Genomic DNA, 21,556 nt, shown 5'->3' with positions numbered 1-21,556 from the left:
TCGCCACAAAATAAATCTCAATCCTCAAATCGACGTTTAGACGTCTATATGTCCACAGAATGTATTGAATACGATTTAATGTCAACCTTGTGATTATGAATTTTTCTCAAGTTCATAATGAGCATAGTTCAAGTAGAAAAAAGGGACCGCTTGGGTCCCTATCAAATCGTCCATCTTCTGCTAGAACAAGCCAGCTAAGCGATTGAGATCAGACTGAATTGCGCCAGCAGTCACTTCACGCCCAGCCCCCGGACCACGAATCACTAAAGGATTATCACGATACCATTTACTCTCAATGGCAAAGATATTGTCACACGGCAACAAGTTCGCCAAAGCATGCTCTCGTTGTAGCGCTTCAACACTGACACGAGCTTTACCATTTTTTTCTAGACGGGCAACATAGCGTAGTACCTGATCTTGACGCTGCGCCTTAGTTAGACGTTCTTGTAAACGCTCACTCAATAAATGGGCTTGGTCAAAGAAATCATCAAGAGAAAGTTCTTTAAGCTCTTCAGGCACCAAGGATTCCACTTTGACGTTTTCTGGCTCAATGTCTAAGCCTGATTCGCGAGCCAAGATCACCAGCTTACGCATCACATCTGATCCATCTAAATCGCTGCGAGGATCCGGTTCAGTGAGGCCTTGCTGCCAAGCTAAATCAACCAGCTCTGCAAACGGTACTGAACCATCAAACTGCTGGAACAGCCAAGAGAGCGTGCCAGAGAAGATGCCAGAAAGTGCCACGATTTCATCACCACTTTCGCGTAAATCTCTCACCGTGTGATTAATCGGCAAACCTGCACCCACGGTTGCGTTATACAACCAATGACGGCCAATTTTGCTGAAGGCATCTTGCACTTGGTAGTAGTAATCGCTGCTCGCTGAGCCCGCAATTTTATTCGCGGAAATGAGGTGCATACCTTGATGGGCAATATCCAAATATTGCGCTGCCAACTCGCGGCTGGCCGTGACATCCAATACCACCACTTCGTCATAGTCTTGGATTGAACTCAATCGTTGTAGCCAATTGGCCCCATCATTCGGTACCGAGTCATCATCAAAATGCGCGTGTACTGCCGCAGCATCTAAACCTTGTTCATTGAACAGATAAGTTTGGCTATCCACCACGGCCACCAACTCAAAGTTCATACCATGGCGTTTTTCCAACTCACTTTTCTGCTGCGCAAACAGAGATAACCAACTGGATCCGATATTACCTTTACCACACAGGGCCAACGCCACACGCTTCTGGGCTTGAAACAGTTGGGTATGGATCGCTTTCACCAGTACCGGAATATCGACTCGGCGCATCACCGCAACCAAACTCAATCCTGATTCAGCTTCAGAAATGAATTCCACAGGAGAGTGTTTCAGTTGCTGATAGAAACCAAAACAATGGCTGGCATTGTTCGTCACTCCAGCCCCGACAGCGGCGACCAGCGAAAAGCCCTCTTTCAGCTTGATCTCGGCGGCCAAACCCAACTCTTGCAGATGTGCCAAAGCGCCACCAGCAATTTCAGTGGTATACGCTAAGCGCAGCATAAATTGATCTTTTTGTGCTTCAAACGCCAATGGTTCCAACTGCGCGCGTTTGAGTGCACTCAATACCTCTTGCTGCTGGCGATCAAAGTCATGACCAGCAGAGAAGTTCAATTGAACTAACATAACATCGTCAAGCGAGGTGATGATTTTGGCACCACGCCCAGACGCCAATACGCGTTCAATACGGGTAGAACCCGACTCAGGGGTGTAGCTGCAGCGCAGATTAAGCTCGGTGGCACTTTGTGCCACTGGCTGTAATGTTCGGCTATGCAGGACTGGAGCGGCTAAGCGCGCAAGTTCACTGGCTTCATCCAAACGCAGTAACGGCAGCAAACAAGCGTCACTGACCAAACGAGGGTCGGCGCTGTACACCCCAGCCACATCACTCCAAATCGTCACTTTAGCCACTTCCGCCAACGCACCAATCACGGTAGCAGAGTAGTCAGAGCCATTGCGCCCTAATAAGACCGTTTCGCCTGCTTGGTTTTGCGCCATAAAGCCGGTGATCACCACACGGCGATGTGAGTGCTGCGCCAACACTTCTTTAATCAGAGGATAAGAACGTGCTCGATCCACTTCAGGTTGGGTGCCTGTTTCAGCCCGTAAAAACGCACGCGCATCCTGAGCCACCGCGGCCAGATCATGTTGATTCAACAGCGCAGCCAGTAGACGCGACGACCACACTTCTCCATGGCCTAAGATCGCTGCTTTTTGCGCGGTTGTGAGTGGTGCGGAGAGCTCGGCCAACGTGCTGAACTCATCAGCAAGTTGATCAAGCAGCTCGCTACGCTGGTTCGACGCGATCAGTGCTTCCACCAATCCGGTTTGATATTGACGCAAAGCTTGCAATGCTTCGTGAGCCAAACGGCCGTCCTTCTCCAGCGCCTCACTAAATTCAATTAAGCGGTTGGTGGTTTTGCCCGCTGCCGACACCACCACTAAATCGTTATCACCCGAGTACTCTTTGAGGATGTTCACCACACGACGATAGCAATCCGGATCCGCAAGGCTGCTTCCACCAAATTTGTGCAGTTGTCGAACTTGACTCATTAACAGCTCTCCTTCGCTTGTTGAAAGGCCAGCTTGAGGTCGGCAATCAGATCTTGCGCATCTTCCAGCCCCACCGATAAACGCAATAACTGTTGCGTGACGCCAGCTTCTGCGAGTGCTTCCTCTCCCATCGCACGATGAGTCATAGATGCCGGATGACAAACCAAGCTTTCGACACCACCAAGTGACTCCGCTAATGAAAACAAATCTAGCGCTTTCACAAACACTTTCAATTGCTCAAAGCTGCCAGCAAATTCAAAGCTCAACATCGATCCAAAGCCCGATTGCTGCTTTTTGGCGATCTCATGACCTGGATGCGCTGGCAAACTCGGGTGATAAATGGTGCCGACTAACTCTTGAGTTTGCAGATAAGAGAGGATTTGTTGCGAACTTTCTTCATGCACGCGCATACGTGCCCCCAATGTACGGATACCACGTAGCGTCATATAGCTATCAAATGGCGTGCCGGTTGCGCCAAGGCAGTTCCCCCACCACGCCAGTTCTGTTGCGTGCTCTTCGGTTTTGGTGATCACCACACCGCCAATCACATCAGAATGCCCATTGATATACTTGGTTGTCGAGTGAATCACAAAGTCTGCCCCCAGCTCCAAAGGCTTTTGGTACACCGGTGTCAAAAAGGTGTTATCGACCGCCACCAACGCGCCCACTTTATGGGCTTTCTCACACACTTCCGCGATGTCCACCACACGCACGAGCGGGTTGGAAGGCGTTTCAAGCAACACCAGTTTGGGGTTAAGCGCCAACGCCGCATCCAGTGCAGCACTGTCGGATTGGTCGACAAAGCGGACTTTAAAATCCCCTTTCTTCGCTCGAGTATTGAAAAGACGGTAGGTACCGCCATAACAATCATGAGGTGCCACAATAAGATCGTCAGGGCTTAAAAAAGCAGACACCCACAAGTTAAGTGCTGATGTCCCGCAGTTTGTGACCACCGCACCTTTACCAGATTCGAGCTCAAACAACGCTTGCTCTAGTAGACCACGATTTGGGTTGCCTGAGCGGGTATAGTCGTATTTAGGCACTTCGCCAAAGGCAGAGAAACCATAGTTCGTCGACAAATAGATCGGTGGCACAACGGCACGGTATTGAGTATCGGATTCGATGCCCGTTCTAACGGCAATCGTGGCTGGCTTGTGGTGACTCATGATGTTTCCTTTCTGCGAAGATGAATTCTTAATAAGAATGCGCTACTGTTATCGGAACGCCTTCCTCTCCATTAATAGTTGTCACTTTAACCATCAAAATTTAAGACGTCAACACTTCTAGACGTCTATATGTCTTTGCTTATGGCGGTAAATCCAGCTAAAATCTCCGCTTACAATTTTTATTAACCGATTATTACTCTGAAGGTGCGCAATGGCTGACTGGAATGGCGAATACATAAGTCCATACGCAGAGCATGGAAAGAAAAGCGAGCAAGTAAAAAAAATTACCGTTTCTATCCCGCTTAAAGTACTAAAAGTTCTGACGGATGAACGTACTCGTCGTCAAATTAATAACCTACGCCACGCAACAAACAGTGAGTTGTTGTGTGAGGCATTTCTGCATGCGTACACTGGCCAGCCACTGCCGACGGATGAAGATCTCAGAAAAGATCGCCCGGATGATATCCCAACAGAAGCCAAAGAATTGATGACGGCGATGGGTATCGAATTTGAAGCGTATGACGACTAAACCTCGTTAGCTTTACCACACCGGGGGAAAGTGGTATCTGATCAAAAACGGGACGCTTAAAGCGTCCCGTTTGTTTAGGCTGTGATTTACTCGGCCATGTAGTTTTCTGGCATTGGAATACGAGCCACACCGGTATCAACTGCCGCCTGAGCAACGGCTTTCGCCACGCGAGGCAGCAAACGTGAATCCATTGGTTTGGGAATAATGTATTGCGGGCCAAAGCTCAGCGATTCAACACCTGCCGCTTTCAATACCGCTTCTGGCACTGGCTCTTTCGCCAATTGACGAATCGCTTCAACCGCTGCCAACTTCATTTCATCATTAATTTCACTAGCACGAACATCCAGAGCGCCACGGAAAATGAATGGGAAGCACAACACGTTGTTCACTTGGTTCGGATAGTCGCTGCGACCTGTACCCATGATAAGATCGCTGCGCACTTCATGCGCCAACTCTGGCTTGATTTCTGGATCAGGGTTTGAACACGCAAACACAACCGGTTTATCCGCCATCAGCTTCAGCGCTTCTGCAGGCATTAGGTTTGGACCAGACACGCCAAGGAAGAGATCCGCACCGCTGATCACATCTTCCAGTGTGCGCTTGTCTGTATTGTTGGCGAACAGTTGCTTGTACTCGTTGAGATCATCACGACGTGTATGAATCACACCTTTACGATCCAGCATGTAGATCTTTTCACGCATCGCGCCACATTTGATCAGCAGCTCCATACACGCCACGGCAGCCGCACCCGCACCAAGACAAACAATAATACATTCGTTTAGCTTCTTACCCTGCAGTTCGATCGCATTCAGCATACCAGCCGCGGTGACAATGGCCGTACCATGTTGGTCATCATGGAACACTGGCACATCACAACGCTCAATCAGACGTTTTTCAATTTCAAAACAGTCTGGTGCTTTGATGTCTTCTAAATTGATACCACCAAAGGTATCTGCAATGTTCGCGACCGTATCCACGAATTCGTCGATGGTGCGATGCTTCACTTCAATATCGATAGAATCAAGACCAGCAAAACGCTTAAACAGCAGTGCCTTACCTTCCATTACTGGCTTTGATGCCAAAGGACCTAAGTTACCTAGACCCAAAATTGCCGTACCGTTAGAGATAACGGCCACCATATTTCCCTTTGAGGTGTACTTGTAAACGTTGTCTGGGTTCTGTGCGATTTCGCGAACCGGCTCCGCGACACCTGGACTGTAAGCTAAAGCAAGATCTTTAGCGGTTTCCGCAGGTTTGGTTAGAGCGACGGCAATTTTACCCGCCGTTGGCAAAGCATGATAATCAAGAGCTTGTTGGCGAAGTACTTCTTCAGGGGTCATTTGCTGGCTATTGTCATCGGACATAAATGGTTATTCTCTTTTTGCGTGTACGGTAAAGGGGGGAACACTTTAGGTTGAACAAAAACTCTGCTTTTTTGTTCAATTTAGAGAGAAATTCTAATTGATATAAGTCAATCTTCCTAGCCAAGAATGCGAGGCAAATCTATAAAAATTGTGAATAAGATAGAAGTAAGACCAGATGGCATAGGGGATGGTGCGTGAGAGAAAGCGTCTCCTAGGCGTTGAATGCAAAAAAGGCCGCATAAGCGACCTTTTTCTCAAACAGCAATAGCTAACGCTATTATTTCTTACCGCTTGATAGAGCACCGAAACGCTTGTTGAAGCGATCAACACGGCCGCCTGTATCAACGATACGTTGCTTACCAGTGTAGAATGGGTGGCACTTGTCACATACGTCTAGGTGGATAGATTCTTTATCTAGAGTAGAGTTGAAAACGAAAGAGTTGCCGCAAGAACAAGTTGCGTTTACTGCTTTGTATTCTGGATGGATACCAGCTTTCATGGGATAACCTCAAATAGTAGGCCGTGTCGCTATACGAGTCTTTGCCGCACACCACACGCAGTTAAAAATAAAACTCAGATACCGCTAAAACAGAATTAAAGCCATATCTTAAGGCGCGATATAGTAATGAATCGTCTCTTTCGAATCAACCTATTTCCACGATTTTCCGCTAGTTTTTTATACAGTTTTCCTCTCTCTGTTCGAGCATGCCCTTTTCTCGTATTTCTACCTCGCTTCCATTAGACTGTAAGTCATTATTTTTGCCATGAAACACCACGTTATGCGTCCATCCATTGCTCGTGTTGCGCTGCCAGTGCCACTCGATAAACAATTTGATTATCTCGTTCCTGGACACCTTTTTCCGATCATTGGTGGCCGCGTGAGTGTGCCATTTGGACGACAAACCTTGATTGGCATTGTCACCGCTTTGGTTCAAGAATCAGACTTTCCACGCGAGCAACTTAAACCCATTAAAGCGGTGTTGGATCATCGTCCTATTTGGCCCGATTCCGTCTACAGTTTATTACTTTGGTGTAGCCACTTTTACCAACATCCCCTAGGTGAAACACTGCATAACGCCCTCCCCGCTGCACTAAGAAAAGGCAAAGCGGCTGACTTTGCCACTCTACAAGAATGGCAACTGACCGAGTTAGGCAAAAACCAGTTGATGCAAGGGTTAAACAGTCGCGCGATAAAGCAAGCGAAAGTATTGAATATGCTTGCTAATGGCCCTCTGCCTCACCAAGCCTTTTTGGATGAGGAAGTGGCATCCACAACCTTACGCACCTTGGAAGAAAAAGGCTGGATCAGCTGTGAAGAAAAAACGCCACAGTTGGCTCGTTGGGGGAATCCGATTGAACATCCCGTCGATAAGCCGAAACTCAACCAAGAGCAAGCCATTGCCATTTCGACCGTTAACAGCCAGACAGACTTTGGCTGTTATCTGTTGGAAGGGGTCACAGGTTCAGGCAAAACCGAAGTTTATCTCAACTTGATCAAACCCATTTTGGAACAAGGCAAACAGGCTCTGGTATTGGTCCCTGAAATTGGTTTAACACCACAAACCATCAATCGTTTTCGTCAACGATTTGATGTGCCAGTCGCCGTCATCCATTCTGGTCTTAATGATACGGAACGTCTCAACGCTTGGCTTTCCGCACGAGACAAAGCGGCGGGCATTGTCATTGGTACACGCTCTGCACTACTGATCCCATTTGCTCAGTTGGGGATCATCATTGTCGATGAAGAGCACGACGCTTCGTACAAACAGCAAGATAGCTTGCGTTACCATGCTCGCGATGTGGCTGTGATGCGAGCGGCAAAAGAAGGCATTCCAATTGTTCTCGGTTCAGCCACGCCCGCGTTAGAAACCTTACACAACGCACTTACGGGCAAATATCATCATCTCTCGCTAACCCAACGAGCAGGAGTGGCCGTGCCAACCACCAACAAAGTGCTGGATGTCAAAGGGCTCTATCTGGAAAGCGGCCTCTCAGCGCCACTCATTGCTGAAATGCGTCGTCATTTAAAAGCGGGCAATCAGGTGATGCTGTTTCTCAACCGTCGAGGCTTCTCCCCTGCGTTAATGTGTCATGAATGTGGTTGGATTGCCGAATGCAAACGCTGCGATGCCTATTACACTTATCACCAGTACAGCAATGAAATCCGCTGTCACCACTGTGGTTCTCAACAACCTATTATCCATCAATGCCAAGGTTGTGGTTCGACACAACTGGTGACGGTTGGTGTCGGCACTGAGCAACTGGAAAACCAGTTGACGGCCCTGTTTCCAGACTACAAAGCGATTCGCATCGACCGCGATAGCACACGACGCAAAGGCAGCCTCGAAAGCGCTTTAGAAGCCATTCGCAAAGGGGAATACCAAATTTTAATTGGCACGCAAATGCTAGCTAAAGGGCATCATTTCCCAGACGTGACGTTAGTGGCACTATTGGATGTTGATGGGTCACTGTACAGCAGTGATTTCCGAGCGTCCGAACGATTGGCTCAGTTGTTTATTCAAGTAGCCGGACGAGCAGGGCGTGCTAGCAAACCTGGCGAAGTGATATTACAAACCCACCATCCAGAACACACCTTGCTCAAAGCTCTGTTGACCAAGGATTACCGGCATTTTGCGCAGTCTGCACTGGAAGAGCGGAAAATTGCCCAACTTCCCCCGTTTAGTTTTCTAACGCTATTTCGCGCAGAAGCCAATCACAGCGAAATCGTCGAAACATTCTTACGTCAAGTGCGTATGACTCTCGAGTCGCATCCCTTGTTTGATCACACTTGTCTCGTGCTCGGTCCAACCCCCGCTCCACTGGCCAAACGTGCGGGCAAATACCGCTGGCAGCTTCTGCTTCAAACTCAACATCGTTCCTTGATGCAGAAAATACTCTCGAGCACGAAACCTGCTATCGATTTGTTACCAGATGCGAAAAAAGTACGTTGGAATTTGGATATTGAGCCACAGGATCTGAGTTAGCAAACGTTTACCACCTCACTCTAACGTTGAAAATTGCAACAATTTGCTTCTTTACGTGATGAACATCACGAATGAAATGCGGATTTTGTTAATTCGCCCGTAACTTTAAATAAAGAATTGAATAGACTATTCAAATTACAACGAGGCAACTCATAATTCGATTTTATTTTCCGAATCAGAACAATAACTAAACGTCATAATTGGCGAACATTTTGAGAGGGTTAGTATATGGCGACAATGAAGGATGTTGCCCAGCTTGCAGGAGTTTCAACGGCAACGGTTTCGAGAGCGCTGATGAATCCAGACAAAGTATCCGCCACAACGCGTAAGCGTGTGGAAGATGCAGTGTTGGAAGCTGGTTATTCCCCAAACTCGCTGGCACGCAATTTACGCCGCAACGAGTCACGCACTATCGTCGCGATCGTTCCTGACATTTGTGATCCTTACTACACAGAGATCATTCGTGGCATTGAAGATGCCGCCATTGAACAGGGATATTTGGTTCTACTCGGTGACAGCGGCCAACAAAAGCGCCGTGAAAGCTCACTCGTCAATCTCGTTTTTACCAAGCAAGCGGATGGTATGCTGTTGCTCGGTACCGACTTACCGTTTGATGTGAGCAAGCCAGAACAGAAAAATCTTCCTCCGATGGTCATGGCTTGCGAGTTCGCCCCCGATCTCGAACTGCCGACGGTTCATATCGATAACTTGACCTCAGCATTTGAAGCGGTGAACTACCTGACCCAATTGGGCCACAAACGCATCGCCCAAATTTCAGGGCCAAAATCCGCAGCACTTTGTCAGTTTAGACAACAAGGCTATCAACAAGCTTTGCGCCGTGCAGGCATCACAATGAACCCACAATACTGTGTTGAGTCTGAGTTCTCTTTTGAAGGTGGGGCGAAAGCGATCCGTCATCTGCTAGAAATGAATGACGCGCCAACCGCCGTTTTCTGCCATTGTGACACCATGGCTATCGGGGCGATTCAAGAAGCGAAAAAATTGGGCTTCCGAGTACCGCAAGATCTGTCGATTGTCGGCTTCGATGACATTCAGTTTGCCCAATATTGCGATCCTCCACTAACCACCATCTCACAGCCACGCTATGAGATTGGTCGTCAAGCGATGCTGATGATGTTAGAGCTGCTGAAAGGACATGACATTCACAGTGGCTCACGCTTACTTGAAACCAAATTGGTGGTTCGTGGTAGCGCAGCGCCTCCAGGCTTGCGCTAAAACCAAAACCAACCGGCAGCGAGGTTATTTGCAGCCTCGCTTCCTTTTCTGCGACGTTTCCCTGTTAACGCTTGGCATTCTGCATTACCATAGCGGGCTAGCATAACAATTGTTTGTATTTTCCGTGGCTAAAGATTATGTAAGACGTGGTCGTAGTCCTAAAAAGCCGACCAAAAAAGCAGCTCCTCGTAGAAAAAAACCTTGGCTTGCCGGCCTGTTAGCCATCGTGCTACTGGGTGGTTTTGGCTATGGTTTGTATACCCTCAGCAATGACCCAGAGCCGCCAACACCCGTTGCAGAAAACAAACCGGTGAGCAAACCTAAACCGCCGGCGAAAAAAGAACTGCCGCCTCCACCAGAAGAAAAATGGCAATACGTTGAAAGCTTACCAAATCGAGAAATCGAAGTGGTGGCCAAAGAACAAGAAGTGCCTAAGATTCCTTACATTATGCAGTGTGGCGCCTACAAAAAGCGTGAACAAGCGGAACATCGTAAACTCGACATCGCTTTTCAAGGCATTACCAGTACCGTCAAAAAGAAAGAAGGCAGTGATTGGTATCGTGTGGTCTTAGGACCATATAAGCTAAAACGTGACGCTGAACGCGATCGCCATAAATTGCAACGCGCCAAAATTGAACCGTGTGCCATCTGGCAAGAAGAACAATAATTCTCATCCAAAGGGGCTTGTAATTCGCCCCTTTTCTTTGCATCCCTTTCCCCCCTAACCTTCCATTCCAAACCTTGAGCCTTGATTTCTTTTTTACCCTCCCCCATATAGGGATCAACTCCATATAGAAAAGAATCAAGAGGCCTACTCGTGACTACCATCGTTTCTGTACGTCGTAACAATAAAGTCGTCATCGCCGGGGATGGACAAGTATCTCTGGGTAACACGGTAATGAAAGGCAATGCGCGTAAAGTTCGCCGTTTATACAACAACAAAGTTCTGGCTGGCTTTGCTGGCGGCACGGCAGATGCGTTTACTCTATTTGAACGCTTCGAAAGTAAGCTGCAGATGCATCAAGGCCACCTAACTAAAGCGGCCGTTGAACTGGCGAAAGATTGGCGCAGCGATCGTGCATTACGTAAACTTGAAGCATTATTGGCCGTGGCAGACGAAACGGCGTCATTGATCATCACGGGCAATGGCGACGTGGTACAGCCAGAAAACGATTTGATCGCGATTGGGTCTGGAGGGGCGTATGCACAAGCAGCCGCGACCGCTTTATTGGAAAATACCGAACTCGATGCACGCGAAATCGCAGAAAAAGCATTGAACATTGCGGGTGATATTTGTGTGTTTACCAACCACAACCACACCATCGAAGAGCTCGAGATCCCAGCAGAATTGCCAAATCTCAGCCAAGCTTAATTCGCCCACAGATTGTAAGGAATGATTATGTCTGAAATGACTCCTCGTGAAATTGTCCATGAACTGAATCGACACATCATTGGTCAAGACAATGCAAAACGCTCTGTGGCAATTGCACTACGTAATCGCTGGCGTCGAATGCAACTTGAAGAAAGCTTGCGCGTAGAAGTCACGCCAAAGAATATTCTGATGATCGGCCCAACTGGGGTTGGTAAAACCGAAATCGCTCGTCGTCTTGCGAAGTTGGCCAACGCACCTTTCATAAAAGTGGAAGCCACCAAATTCACCGAAGTGGGTTATGTGGGTAAAGAAGTGGAAAGCATTATTCGCGATCTGACTGACGTGGCAGTGAAGCTGACTCATCAGCAAGCGATGGAAAAAGTCAAATTCCGTGCAGAAGAGCTCGCGGAAGAACGAATCCTTGATGCGCTCCTACCACCACCTCGCGATGCTTGGGGCCAGAACGAGCAAAGCGAAGATACCTCGAACACTCGCCAAATCTTCCGTAAAAAACTGCGTGAAGGAAAGCTCGACGACAAAGAAATTGAAATCAATGTCGCAGCGCCACAGATGGGCGTGGAAATCATGGCGCCTCCTGGTATGGAAGAGATGACTAACCAGCTACAAGGGATGTTCCAGAGCCTAGCTGGCAACACCAGTAAAAAGCGCAAATTGAAAATCAAAGACGCCTTTAAAGCACTGATTGAAGAAGAAGCCGCTAAGCTGGTCAATCAAGATGAACTTAAAGAGCAAGCCATCTACAGTGTAGAAAATAATGGCATCGTGTTTATCGATGAGATCGATAAAATCTGTAAACGCGGCGAGAGTTCAGGCCCAGATGTGTCTCGAGAAGGGGTACAACGAGACTTGTTGCCTCTTATCGAAGGCAGCACTGTCTCCACCAAGCACGGTATGGTAAAAACCGACCATATTCTGTTTATTGCCTCTGGTGCTTTCCAAGTCGCTAAGCCTTCTGACCTGATTCCTGAACTGCAAGGTCGACTGCCGATCCGTGTTGAACTCGAGGCGCTTTCAAGCCACGATTTCAAGCGTATTCTGACCGAGCCAAGAGCATCACTTACAGAGCAATATGTTGCTCTGATGAAGACAGAAGATGTGGATATCGAATTTACGGAAGACGGCATCACGCAAATTGCAGAAGCTGCCTGGACCGTGAATGAAACCACTGAGAACATTGGCGCTCGCCGTCTACATACTGTGATGGAACGCCTAATGGATGAAATCTCATTCGATGCAACGGAAAAATCAGGCACCAAGTTTGTGATTGATGCAGCGTACGTGCAGCAACGTCTCGGCGAATTTGTCGAAGATGAAGACTTAAGCCGTTTCATCCTGTAATCCTCTTGAGTAGCAAGGGCGAGAGCATTATTTCTCTCGCCCTTTTTCTTCCTCTTCTCACCTAGCATCTTTGCATTTAGCCGTATTGCGCTCCCTTAAGCTAACCTTTCTTCAGTGCGCTTTTCTTCGTATACTGACGATTCTATTTACTAGCACGAAAAATTCATGAATCAGTCATTGCGTATCTGGCTGGATGCCGCTCGTCCGAAAACACTTCCTTTAGCGCTTGTTTCCATTTTAACTGGCAGCGTATTAGCCTATTCATTCGGTCAATTTTCACCTGTGATCGCGTTACTCTCCTTTGTTACCGCAACGCTATTGCAAATCCTTTCTAACTTAGCAAACGATTATGGCGATGCCGTGAAAGGGACTGATAACGACAAACGATTAGGGCCAATGCGTGCCATGCAGTCTGGTGCGGTTTCTGCTCAAGCGATGAAACGAGCCATTATGTTTAATATCATTTTGACCATGATCTCCGGCTTGTGTCTGGTGTTTTACGCATTGAGCAGCCTGCAAAGTATTCTTGCGTTTATTGGTCTCGGCGTATTGGCCATCTTTGCCGCCATCGCTTATACCATGGGTAGCAAGCCGTACGGCTATGTTGGGCTGGGTGATCTGTCTGTGTTTATTTTCTTTGGTTTACTGGGTGTATCGGGCACTTACTTTCTCCACACTGGCCACTTAGATACCGCACTGCTGCTGCCTTCTTTGGGATGTGGATTATTGGCCGTTGCCGTGCTCAATATCAACAACATGCGTGATATTGAGAATGATGCGGCCTGTGGCAAACGCACCGTTGCCGTACGACTTGGGCAACAACGTGCGAAACAGTACCATTTCGCTTTACTCGGTGGCGCCTTAATGGCCTTTGCAAGTTACTTGTTGCTGCAACCTAGCTCCATTTGGCTCTGTCTGCCATTTTTATTCAGCCTAATAGTGCTCTTTAATCATGGTAAAGCCGTTTGGCAAACAGAGAAACCTGCACAAATTGCCCCTATGATGCCAGTCGTCGTGAAATGCTCACTCGTCACCAATATTTTGTTTGCAACTGTTGTGGTAGCTCAAACTCTTGTTAGTTAATCATTAATTGTCATTGCAATGACTTAATGCACGGATATACTCAAAAGAAATCTCGTTGACCAAAGAAGGTATGCCATGGAATACAACACTTCAGCCCTTTGCGATATCTATATGGACCAAGTGGATGTAGTCGAGCCTATGTTCAGTAACTTTGGTGGCCGCGCTTCCTTTGCCGGACAAATCACCACAGTCAAGTGTTTTGAGGACAATGCCCTCATTCGAGAAACGCTGGAACAAGATGGTGTTGGCCGTGTACTTTTGGTTGATGGTGGTGGTTCATTGCGCCGAGCATTACTTGACGGCGAACTTGCCGCGATAGCGGAAGAGAACGAATGGGAAGGCATCGTTGTCTACGGCTGTGTGCGTGAAGTGGACGAGCTGGAAGATATGAATATCGGCATTCAAGCTTTAGCCTCTATTCCAGTGGGTGCTGCCATGCAGGGTGTTGGCGAAGTGGATGTTCCCGTCAATTTTGGTGGGGTGACCTTCCTTCCAGAAGACTACCTCTATGCAGATACAACGGGCATCATTCTCTCCCAAGAGCCTCTCAGTGCCGATCTTGAAGAAGATGAAGAAGAGCCAGAGCTGCTCGATTAAAGAGAAAAAAGCGTCACTTTGACGCTTTTTTCTATTGAGCAAGCAGTCAAAACAGAGCAAAAGTCAGCGCGGCGTAAAGATGCGCTGTTTTTTTGACCGAATGATGCAAATTATTCAATATAGGGCGTGTTTCTCGGCCTTGTGCTGAGTAGAATGAGGCTAACAGACTTGAGTAGTAGCAAGGGCTACACTCGTAACCGAATCAATATAGGTAGGCCAAGATGTCTTTTGAAGTATTAGAAAAACTAGAAGCTAAAATTCAGACCGCTGTCGATACTATCGCTTTGCTACAAATGGAAGTAGACGAGCTTAAAGAAGACAAAGCTAAGTTGGAAACGGAAGCGAATGAACTACGCGCTCAACGTGAACAACTTGAGCAAAAAGCGCAGCAAACTCAACAAGAGCATGCTCAATGGCAAGAACGCATTCGCGCGCTTCTTGGCAAAATGGAAGACGTCGAGTAATTCTCCGCTTCTAGGGAAAACCCTAGACACCACATACGAGGCCCTAAGAGCGTTTATGCCTTGGGCCTCGCACCTCGCACCTCGCACCTCGCACCTCGCACCTCGCACCTCGCACCTCGCACCTCGATTTTCGCCTTTAAACTGAATTTAGCAAACGTTTTCCCTACATTTTGTGCTAGAATCGCGGCAATTTTACTCTTCCTTCGATTTAACACTTTTTTGGAGACAACATGAAACGCGATTTAGCGATGGCCTTTTCCCGCGTCACAGAAGGCGCTGCTCTAGCGGGTTATAAATGGCTAGGCCGTGGTGACAAAAACGCGGCGGATGGCGCTGCAGTAGAAGTCATGCGCACCCTGCTGAATAAAACCGACATCAGTGGCGAAATTGTTATTGGTGAAGGTGAAATCGACGATGCCCCGATGCTTTACATTGGCGAAAATGTTGGCCTAGGTGGTGATGAAGTGGATATCGCGGTCGATCCAATCGAAGGGACGCGCATGACCGCTATGGGCCAATCAAACGCTCTTGCGGTACTGGCTGCCGGTGAAAAAGGGAGCTTTTTAAAAGCACCGGATATGTACATGGAAAAACTGGTGGTTGGCCCTGGTGCAAAAGGAGTGATCGATCTCAACAAGCCACTTAAAGAAAACCTCGAGAACATCGCACAAGCGCTTGGAAAAACGCTTGATACCTTGGTGGTGATTACCCTTGCGAAGCCTCGTCATGATGAGGTGATCGCCGAGATGCAACGCATGGGTGTTCGTGTTTTCGCTGTGCCGGATGGTGATGTAGCCGCTTCGATTCTTACCTGCATGCCAGACAGTGAAGTTGACGTGATGTACTGTATTGGTGGTGCACCTGAAGGGGTTGTCTCAGCGGCCGTCATTCGCGCATTGGATGGCGACATGCATGGTCGTCTTTTACCTCGTAACGAAGTAAAAGGCGATAACGAAGAAAACCGCAAGTTTGCGGATTTCGAGCTCGAGCGCTGCGCTGAAATGGGCGTGGAAGCGAACAAAGTGCTAAAACTGGAAGACATGGCACGCAGTGATAATGTCATTTTCTCCGCAACAGGCATCACTAAAGGCGATCTACTTGAAGGCATCAGCCGTCAAGGCAATATTGCAACCACCGAAACATTGCTGATTCGTGGCCGTTGTCGAACCATTCGTCGTATCAAGTCGATTCATTATCTTGAGCGCAAAGATGACGAAGTGAAAGCGATCATTCTTTAACATACAAAGAGAACATGAAAAGAGGGCTGCCTAGTAGGCAGCCCTCTTCATTAAAAGTCTTACACAGAATATCTATCCACCATTCGCGATTATAATGCGGTAAGCACAACGCCTCTGGCCTTCAATAATGTGCTCACTGCGCTCGATGTGGCACTCATCACCAAGCAACTTTTGGAACACATTCAACTCCGACTGACACAAACTTGGGCAGCGTTGCGCCGCTTTACAGATCGGGCAATGGTTTTCCGTCAGCAGGTAGCCTTCATCCGTCTTTTCTAGCTCTGCCATGTAGCCTTCTTCTTCTCTCATCAGGGTAAGCGTTTCGAGTCGACTGATCAGATCCAAACACGTAGCTAACGCCTTTTGATAGTGCAAAAACGTTTTTTGTTCACGCTCTGCCGCCACCTTTGCTAGGCCCTCAGCACCAAACAACGCCTCTACGGCATCGATAACCTGAATCGTTAACTCGCCATGACGATCAGCAAACTGATCATGTCCCTTTTGCGTTAAAGACCAATGACGAGTTGGACGGCCAATTTTCACCTTCACATCGTGAAAATGCACCAGACCATCCTCTTCCAGACTCTGCAAATGTTGGCGGGCCCCCATGGTTGTCATACCCAAATCAGTCGCTATTTGCTTTGCGGTAACCGCCCCATCTCGTTTTATGGATTGAATGATCCTATCTATGGTCTTCATGTTTCCCTCTTGCCCTGTGCAGATATTATGCGCCATAGGATTAGTAAAGAAAAGGCTTGATAATCTCCAGGAGTAGAGACGCTTCTCTCTTCATCGACCATCTAACTCTGCTCATCTCAAAGTCGAACTCACTGTATCATTTTTTGGACAAGCAATTTCCTCCCTTTCCATTTACCGAATCTGACATATGCTTTGTGTATAGATACTGTTTATTTTATCAACAGCAGAACACAGGGAGAGTCGTTATGGGCAGTCTTCAAACGGAGCAACCGTTACCATCGTTTGATGAGATGATGGCGCTCGCCGCAGAAAATCCAGATGCGTTTAATCAATTCAAGCAAGATATGTGTCAGGAGATGATTCAATCAGCTTCTGAGGCCATGAGAGAGAGGTTACTTGCACAGCAAAGCCATATCGATTTGGTGATTAGCCGTTGCAAAAATCCCGTCCACACTAACGTGGTTTTGATGAATGAGTTAACCAAACAGATGGTCAAATTTCGTGAAGCACTGGACAGTGATGGCTCAGAATTACAAGCACCCAGCGCAGAAGTGATACCTTTTGCACCCAAAGGCTTTTATTAGTTCGAGCGAAAACCAATAAGGCCCACAACGGGGCCTTATTGGTTTCAGATACGATTCAAGCTCTTAGTTAGCGTTCAGGCTCGCCATAACGGTTGCTGCCTTCCGTCCCTTTGAGAAAACCACACTCTAGCAAAATCCAAGCACCACAAAGCAACGCTATCGAGCCAATCAATGTCTCCATACCACTCGGCTCTTGTGCTAAAGGAGCAGAGAGAGGCGTTGCTAAACGGCCTAAAATCAATGGCACGTTCAGCGCTAACCAATACGCCGATTTATTGCGGTCATGCCAGCGTTTTGTGGTCACCGCTAAGTCTGGGATGAGTAAAGCCAGTAAGAAGATCGGTAGCAAAATATAGCTATAGGCAGGGAATAACTTCGACACTGCGGTCACAAAACCCAAAATACCCAAGTAATAACACAAATTCCAAAGCCAATATGTTTTACGACCGATACGACCTTGGAAAGAAAAAAGCAGTTCTTTTAACGACATCAAATACAATCCCAAACCAGATACACCACCGTTACCCAAAAAGTAACGCAATGGGGATCAGTTTACCACCTTCTGAAAACTATCCTTATCCATATCTCGAATATTCACCGTCAAACTGCGCACATGGCTAGCGGTTTCCTGAAGAGCTGCCATCAATTGGCGCGAGAGTTCTCGTTTTTGTTCTTCGGTTCGTCCTGATAATAAATCAAAGCTAACATGAATAAAGTCGACACTGTCCCCTTCTTCTCCGATCAACCAATGGTGGCAGCGTAGCGTTCGCGACTTAACCGATGGCGCGTCGAACAAGCCACTTTTGATGGCAATGTGGTGAAGATCCTCCAATAAACCGGGAATATTGACGCGTTCTTCAACGGAATTTGAATACTCTAAGACTAGATTTGGCATGATACTTCCTTTTGTTGCCGATTTTCGATTGGTAACGCTGACATAGAGTAATACCAAGCTCACCGACAAATTCCGAGTAATTGGCTATGGTTATGCAGGATAGATCACCAATCGTTTTCGTCTGAGCGAAATATCAGTGAGTTTGACGCGCTCTGACCAGCCAAAGAAAGCGACAAGAAATGACACGAGTCATGATCTATCCACATATTTCTGTTATATTCCTACGTAGATTTTTTACATAAATTGGCTTCATTGGTTCGCCTGTGAAGACTTCGATTCAATAAAGATATGGAGATATTCCTATGCGTCGTCCTGTAGTGATGGGTAACTGGAAACTTAACGGCAGCAAAACTATGGTTGCTGAACTGCTAACTGGTCTAAACGCTGAACTAGAAGGCGTTGAAGGTGTAGACGTAGCGGTAGCGCCGCCAGCACTTTACATCGACCTTGCAGAGCGCCTAATCGCTGAAGGTGGCAACAAGATCATTCTTGGTGCACAAAACACTGACATCAACAACAGCGGTGCATTCACTGGCGACATGTCTCCTGCAATGCTAAAAGACTTTGGTGCTACTCACATCATTATTGGTCACTCTGAGCGTCGTGAATACCACAATGAATCAGATGAGTTCGTAGCGAAGAAGTTTGCATTCCTGAAAGAAAACGGTCTAAAACCAGTTTTCTGTATCGGTGAAACTGAAGCGCAAAACGAAGCAGGCGAAACTGAAGCCGTTTGTGCACGTCAAATCAACGCAGTGATCGACGCATACGGTGTTGAAGCGCTAAACGGTGCCATCATCGCTTACGAACCAATCTGGGCGATCGGTACAGGTAAAGCTGCAACAGCAGAAGATGCACAGCGTATCCACGCCTCTATCCGTGCGATGATCGCAGCAAAAGATGCTGCAGTAGCAGAGCAAGTGATCATCCAATACGGTGGTTCTGTTAAGCCAGAAAACGCGGAAGCTTACTTCACACAACCAGACATCGATGGTGCTCTTGTTGGTGGTGCATCTCTAGATGCTAAGAGCTTCGCAGCGATCGCGAAAGCAGCAGCGAAAATGAAAGCGTAATTCAACGCAATCCTATCTTTGTATTTAGGGCGTATTTCTTCGGGAATACGCCCTTTATTTTAGCCTCAACATTTCTCGAATTTGGTTTTGCCCTATTCTGTTCATCGAGAATCTTTTCTAATAAACTCACAAAGTTAATTTGGCTAGATAATTGGAAATATAATTTCAGAGGACAACTATGAACATACTGGTCACCGGTGGCAGCGGTTATATTGGCAGCCACACCTGTATTCAGATGATCGAAGCAGGAATGACGCCCATCATTTTGGACAATCTTTATAACAGCAAATTGCTGGTGCTCGATCGCATTGAACAGGTCACTGGCGTGCGCCCCGCTTTCTATCAAGGTGACATTCGTGACAGCGAGATTCTGCAACACGTCTTTGCTCAGCACGATATCCAAGGCGTCATCCACTTTGCAGGCCTAAAGGCAGTAGGAGAATCGGTTGAAAAACCTCTGATGTATTATGATAACAATGTGTCAGGCACCCTAAATCTCGTACGAGAAATGGATAAAGCTGGTGTTAAGAGCCTTATTTTCAGTTCGTCAGCCACCGTCTATGGTGATCCCGCCTCCGTACCAATCCGTGAAGATTTCCCAACCTCAGCCACCAACCCTTATGGCCGCAGCAAATTGATGGTGGAAGAGTGTCTGACCGACTTCCACAAAGCCAATCCTGATTGGAGCATCACCCTGCTGCGTTATTTCAATCCCGTTGGCGCTCACGAGTCGGGTTTGCTCGGTGAAGATCCTCAAGGCATTCCAAATAACTTATTGCCCTTTGTGGCTCAAGTTGCGGTTGGTCGACGCGAAAAACTGGGCGTATTTGGTGACGACTATCCAACACCAGATGGTACTGGGGTTCGTGATTACATTCACGTCATTGACCTTGCAGACGGTCATTTGGCGGCTTTGAATAAAGTGGGGCAGCAAGCAGGATTGCATATCTTTAACCTTGGTACCGGCCAAGGGAATAGCGTACTTGAAATGGTCGCTGCTTTTGAAAAAGCGGCTCAGCGTCCGATTCCTTACGAAATCAAACCTCGCCGTGCAGGTGATATTGCTGAATGCTGGGCCGATCCTGCCTATGCGGAACAAGTATTGGGATGGAAAGCGACACGCTCGCTAGAGACCATGGTGGTAGATACTTGGCGTTGGCAGTCCAACAACCCAAATGGCTATGAGTAATCGCCATCACTGACACGTTTTGCTGTATTACTAACACAATAAGGGCGAGTGAGAACTCGCCTTTTGCTTGTGGGTACGTTAGAAATAGAGGTCAGATTAATCCTCATCAACAAACTGGGCCTGTAAGTAGTTTTCAATACCCGTCAATTGAATAAGGCCTAGTTGCGTCTCAAGCCAATCCACATGTTCTTCTTCGTCTTCTAAGATATCTTGGAAAAGATCACGTGACACATAGTCGTGTACATCTTCTGCGTAGGCAATCGCCGCTTTTAGATCGGGAATGGCAGCCATCTCCAGCTTTAAATCGCACTCCAGCATTTCTTGAGTATCTTCGCCAATCATGAGCTTACCTAGGTCTTGCAGATTTGGGATGCCTTCAAGAAACAAAATGCGCTCAACAAGATGGTCTGCATGCTTCATCTCGTCGATCGATTCGTGATATTCCTTGTCCGCAAGGTGCTTGAGCCCCCAGTCTTTATACATACGAGCATGGAGAAAGTATTGGTTAATGGCAATCAGTTCATTGCCTAATACTTTGTTGAGATGTTGAATAATTATTGGATCGCCTTTCATGACATAGCCCTCCTCTTTGGCTTCTATAACTGTAGAACCAATTGAGAAGGTGTCAAAAAGAAAGCCGTTTAGGTTAACTGGCTTGCTTGAATAGTGCCGGAGCAGTTTCGTTGATAATCTCTTTCGCCATACGTATGCATTTGCCACATTGACTTCCCAATGCAGTGCACTTTTTGATTCCGCGAATATCCGCAACACCTTGCTCAATAACAAGCTTGCGAATTTTCTTGTCTGAAACACCATGACACAAACAAACGTACATATTACAACTCAACTTATCCGCCACGAAGTTAACTATAATGGATAATCATTCTCATTACCATAATAAGTAATGCGTATTTTTAGACTATTTTGTTATTAAGCGAGCTATGTTTTATATAAACGAAAAGAGGAAGCCAAAGCTTCCTCTTTTCTTGTGCGCTGTTCTTCAAATTGAAGAAGAGTGCAAGATTTCGTTTAATTCAAAGAATTATGCGAAGATCTTAGCAACAACACCAGCACCAACAGTACGGCCACCTTCACGGATCGCGAAACGTAGACCTTCGTCCATCGCGATTGG

General features: G+C 47.2%; 22 protein-coding genes and 1 pseudogene. 13 read left to right on the top strand and 10 right to left on the bottom strand.

Annotated elements, in window-relative coordinates:
- Positions 1-180 precede the first annotated feature (180 nt).
- Together PQQ36_RS19595 and PQQ36_RS19590 are read right to left on the bottom strand one after the other, a co-directional pair.
- Positions 181-2,592, bottom strand: coding sequence for a bifunctional aspartate kinase/homoserine dehydrogenase II (locus tag PQQ36_RS19595; RefSeq protein WP_225471002.1), 2,412 nt, complete (start codon positions 2,590-2,592; stop codon positions 181-183).
- Positions 2,592-3,758, bottom strand: a complete 1,167-nt coding sequence (locus tag PQQ36_RS19590) for an O-succinylhomoserine (thiol)-lyase (protein WP_045620690.1) — start codon at positions 3,756-3,758, stop codon at positions 2,592-2,594. The genes PQQ36_RS19595 and PQQ36_RS19590 overlap by 1 nt, the downstream gene beginning before the upstream one ends.
- A gap of 211 nt (positions 3,759-3,969) precedes the next feature.
- On the opposite strand from PQQ36_RS19590, the gene metJ reads away from it, so the two are divergent.
- The gene (gene metJ / locus PQQ36_RS19585; protein ID WP_011079338.1) at positions 3,970-4,287 is read left to right on the top strand and encodes a met regulon transcriptional regulator MetJ; all 318 of its coding nucleotides are present in this window, start codon (positions 3,970-3,972) and stop codon (positions 4,285-4,287) included.
- 86 nt (positions 4,288-4,373) lie between these two features.
- Here metJ and PQQ36_RS19580 read toward each other — a convergent pair whose 3' ends face one another.
- Together PQQ36_RS19580 and rpmE are read right to left on the bottom strand one after the other, a co-directional pair.
- On the bottom strand, positions 4,374-5,651 hold the full coding sequence (locus PQQ36_RS19580; RefSeq protein WP_011079337.1) for a malic enzyme-like NAD(P)-binding protein: 1,278 nt from the start codon (positions 5,649-5,651) through the stop codon (positions 4,374-4,376).
- Positions 5,652-5,928: 277 nt separating this feature from the next.
- Entirely contained in the window at positions 5,929-6,150 is a 222-nt protein-coding gene (gene rpmE, locus PQQ36_RS19575; RefSeq protein WP_011079336.1) for a 50S ribosomal protein L31, read from the bottom strand.
- A gap of 280 nt (positions 6,151-6,430) precedes the next feature.
- On the opposite strand from rpmE, the gene priA reads away from it, so the two are divergent.
- The 9 genes from priA to glpX all read left to right on the top strand — a co-directional run bounded on the left by priA (position 6,431) and on the right by glpX (position 15,984).
- Positions 6,431-8,635 carry a primosomal protein N' gene (gene priA, locus PQQ36_RS19570; RefSeq protein WP_026130594.1) on the top strand — a complete coding sequence of 735 codons (2,205 nt, stop codon included), beginning with the start codon at positions 6,431-6,433 and terminating at the stop codon, positions 8,633-8,635.
- A 228-nt stretch (positions 8,636-8,863) separates the two neighbouring features.
- Positions 8,864-9,871, top strand: a complete 1,008-nt coding sequence (gene cytR, locus PQQ36_RS19565; RefSeq protein ID WP_011079334.1) for a DNA-binding transcriptional regulator CytR — start codon at positions 8,864-8,866, stop codon at positions 9,869-9,871.
- Positions 9,872-9,980: 109 nt separating this feature from the next.
- Positions 9,981-10,538, top strand: coding sequence for an SPOR domain-containing protein (locus PQQ36_RS19560; protein WP_011151294.1), 558 nt, complete (start codon positions 9,981-9,983; stop codon positions 10,536-10,538).
- A 150-nt stretch (positions 10,539-10,688) separates the two neighbouring features.
- A complete protein-coding gene (gene hslV / locus PQQ36_RS19555) occupies positions 10,689-11,243 on the top strand; it encodes an ATP-dependent protease subunit HslV (protein ID WP_011079332.1) in 555 nt (184 codons plus the stop codon).
- A gap of 27 nt (positions 11,244-11,270) precedes the next feature.
- A complete protein-coding gene (hslU, locus tag PQQ36_RS19550) occupies positions 11,271-12,602 on the top strand; it encodes an HslU--HslV peptidase ATPase subunit (protein WP_011079331.1) in 1,332 nt (443 codons plus the stop codon).
- Positions 12,603-12,767: 165 nt separating this feature from the next.
- A complete protein-coding gene (locus PQQ36_RS19545; protein WP_065090045.1) occupies positions 12,768-13,685 on the top strand; it encodes a 1,4-dihydroxy-2-naphthoate polyprenyltransferase in 918 nt (305 codons plus the stop codon).
- Between the two features lie 75 nt (positions 13,686-13,760).
- Positions 13,761-14,282, top strand: coding sequence for a ribonuclease E activity regulator RraA (rraA, locus tag PQQ36_RS19540; RefSeq protein WP_011079329.1), 522 nt, complete (start codon positions 13,761-13,763; stop codon positions 14,280-14,282).
- A 221-nt stretch (positions 14,283-14,503) separates the two neighbouring features.
- Positions 14,504-14,746 carry a cell division protein ZapB gene (gene zapB / locus PQQ36_RS19535; RefSeq protein WP_011079328.1) on the top strand — a complete coding sequence of 81 codons (243 nt, stop codon included), beginning with the start codon at positions 14,504-14,506 and terminating at the stop codon, positions 14,744-14,746.
- 230 nt (positions 14,747-14,976) lie between these two features.
- Positions 14,977-15,984, top strand: coding sequence for a class II fructose-bisphosphatase (gene glpX, locus PQQ36_RS19530; protein WP_013571019.1), 1,008 nt, complete (start codon positions 14,977-14,979; stop codon positions 15,982-15,984).
- Between the two features lie 72 nt (positions 15,985-16,056).
- On the opposite strand, the gene PQQ36_RS19525 is transcribed toward glpX, so the two are convergent.
- Complete coding sequence (locus PQQ36_RS19525) at positions 16,057-16,683, bottom strand: helix-turn-helix transcriptional regulator (protein ID WP_225471003.1); 627 nt, start codon at positions 16,681-16,683, stop codon at positions 16,057-16,059.
- 245 nt (positions 16,684-16,928) lie between these two features.
- On the opposite strand from PQQ36_RS19525, the gene PQQ36_RS19520 reads away from it, so the two are divergent.
- Positions 16,929-17,267: a DUF3135 domain-containing protein gene (locus PQQ36_RS19520; protein ID WP_225471004.1), complete on the top strand. Its 339-nt coding sequence runs from the start codon at positions 16,929-16,931 to the stop codon at positions 17,265-17,267.
- A 67-nt stretch (positions 17,268-17,334) separates the two neighbouring features.
- Here PQQ36_RS19520 and PQQ36_RS19515 read toward each other — a convergent pair whose 3' ends face one another.
- Positions 17,335-17,757 carry a DUF805 domain-containing protein gene (locus PQQ36_RS19515; protein ID WP_026130592.1) on the bottom strand — a complete coding sequence of 141 codons (423 nt, stop codon included), beginning with the start codon at positions 17,755-17,757 and terminating at the stop codon, positions 17,335-17,337.
- A gap of 57 nt (positions 17,758-17,814) precedes the next feature.
- On the bottom strand, positions 17,815-18,162 hold the full coding sequence (locus PQQ36_RS19510; protein ID WP_011079323.1) for a 5-carboxymethyl-2-hydroxymuconate Delta-isomerase: 348 nt from the start codon (positions 18,160-18,162) through the stop codon (positions 17,815-17,817).
- A 302-nt stretch (positions 18,163-18,464) separates the two neighbouring features.
- On the opposite strand from PQQ36_RS19510, the gene tpiA reads away from it, so the two are divergent.
- On the top strand, positions 18,465-19,235 hold the full coding sequence (gene tpiA / locus PQQ36_RS19505) for a triose-phosphate isomerase (RefSeq protein ID WP_273662268.1): 771 nt from the start codon (positions 18,465-18,467) through the stop codon (positions 19,233-19,235).
- 178 nt (positions 19,236-19,413) lie between these two features.
- Positions 19,414-20,424 (top strand): UDP-glucose 4-epimerase GalE, encoded by a 1,011-nt coding sequence (gene galE / locus PQQ36_RS19500; RefSeq protein ID WP_011151302.1) that lies wholly within the window; start codon positions 19,414-19,416, stop codon positions 20,422-20,424.
- Between the two features lie 96 nt (positions 20,425-20,520).
- Here galE and bfr read toward each other — a convergent pair whose 3' ends face one another.
- The 3 genes and pseudogenes from bfr to PQQ36_RS19485 form a co-directional block, all read right to left on the bottom strand.
- Complete coding sequence (gene bfr, locus PQQ36_RS19495; protein ID WP_011079320.1) at positions 20,521-20,997, bottom strand: bacterioferritin; 477 nt, start codon at positions 20,995-20,997, stop codon at positions 20,521-20,523.
- Between the two features lie 73 nt (positions 20,998-21,070).
- Positions 21,071-21,259, bottom strand: coding sequence for a (2Fe-2S)-binding protein (locus PQQ36_RS19490; protein ID WP_011079319.1), 189 nt, complete (start codon positions 21,257-21,259; stop codon positions 21,071-21,073).
- A 207-nt stretch (positions 21,260-21,466) separates the two neighbouring features.
- Positions 21,467-21,556, bottom strand: a pseudogene (locus PQQ36_RS19485) (elongation factor Tu); the annotation flags it as partial.

The organism is Vibrio sp. CCUG 15886 (assembly GCF_028570825.1).
In the GTDB taxonomy this organism is placed as follows: domain Bacteria; phylum Pseudomonadota; class Gammaproteobacteria; order Enterobacterales; family Vibrionaceae; genus Vibrio; species Vibrio vulnificus_B.
This window is presented reverse-complemented; position numbering and strand designations above follow the sequence as displayed.

Bases quoted from the DNA above. Each gene is read 5' to 3' on its own strand.
- metJ (WP_011079338.1), top strand. From the start codon at position 3,970: ATGGCTGACTGGAATGGCGAATACATAAGTCCATACGCAGAGCATGGA.
- PQQ36_RS19595 (WP_225471002.1), bottom strand. From the start codon at position 2,592: ATGAGTCAAGTTCGACAACTGCACAAATTTGGTGGAAGCAGCCTTGCG.
- PQQ36_RS19525 (WP_225471003.1), bottom strand. From the start codon at position 16,683: ATGAAGACCATAGATAGGATCATTCAATCCATAAAACGAGATGGGGCG.
- PQQ36_RS19515 (WP_026130592.1), bottom strand. From the start codon at position 17,757: ATGTCGTTAAAAGAACTGCTTTTTTCTTTCCAAGGTCGTATCGGTCGT.
- PQQ36_RS19510 (WP_011079323.1), bottom strand. From the start codon at position 18,162: ATGCCAAATCTAGTCTTAGAGTATTCAAATTCCGTTGAAGAACGCGTC.
- PQQ36_RS19520 (WP_225471004.1), top strand. From the start codon at position 16,929: ATGGGCAGTCTTCAAACGGAGCAACCGTTACCATCGTTTGATGAGATG.
- bfr (WP_011079320.1), bottom strand. From the start codon at position 20,997: ATGAAAGGCGATCCAATAATTATTCAACATCTCAACAAAGTATTAGGC.
- PQQ36_RS19580 (WP_011079337.1), bottom strand. From the start codon at position 5,651: ATGTCCGATGACAATAGCCAGCAAATGACCCCTGAAGAAGTACTTCGC.
- glpX (WP_013571019.1), top strand. From the start codon at position 14,977: ATGAAACGCGATTTAGCGATGGCCTTTTCCCGCGTCACAGAAGGCGCT.
- rpmE (WP_011079336.1), bottom strand. From the start codon at position 6,150: ATGAAAGCTGGTATCCATCCAGAATACAAAGCAGTAAACGCAACTTGT.
- PQQ36_RS19490 (WP_011079319.1), bottom strand. From the start codon at position 21,259: ATGTACGTTTGTTTGTGTCATGGTGTTTCAGACAAGAAAATTCGCAAG.
- galE (WP_011151302.1), top strand. From the start codon at position 19,414: ATGAACATACTGGTCACCGGTGGCAGCGGTTATATTGGCAGCCACACC.
- rraA (WP_011079329.1), top strand. From the start codon at position 13,761: ATGGAATACAACACTTCAGCCCTTTGCGATATCTATATGGACCAAGTG.
- zapB (WP_011079328.1), top strand. From the start codon at position 14,504: ATGTCTTTTGAAGTATTAGAAAAACTAGAAGCTAAAATTCAGACCGCT.
- tpiA (WP_273662268.1), top strand. From the start codon at position 18,465: ATGCGTCGTCCTGTAGTGATGGGTAACTGGAAACTTAACGGCAGCAAA.
- PQQ36_RS19590 (WP_045620690.1), bottom strand. From the start codon at position 3,758: ATGAGTCACCACAAGCCAGCCACGATTGCCGTTAGAACGGGCATCGAA.
- hslU (WP_011079331.1), top strand. From the start codon at position 11,271: ATGTCTGAAATGACTCCTCGTGAAATTGTCCATGAACTGAATCGACAC.
- priA (WP_026130594.1), top strand. From the start codon at position 6,431: ATGCGTCCATCCATTGCTCGTGTTGCGCTGCCAGTGCCACTCGATAAA.
- cytR (WP_011079334.1), top strand. From the start codon at position 8,864: ATGGCGACAATGAAGGATGTTGCCCAGCTTGCAGGAGTTTCAACGGCA.
- PQQ36_RS19545 (WP_065090045.1), top strand. From the start codon at position 12,768: ATGAATCAGTCATTGCGTATCTGGCTGGATGCCGCTCGTCCGAAAACA.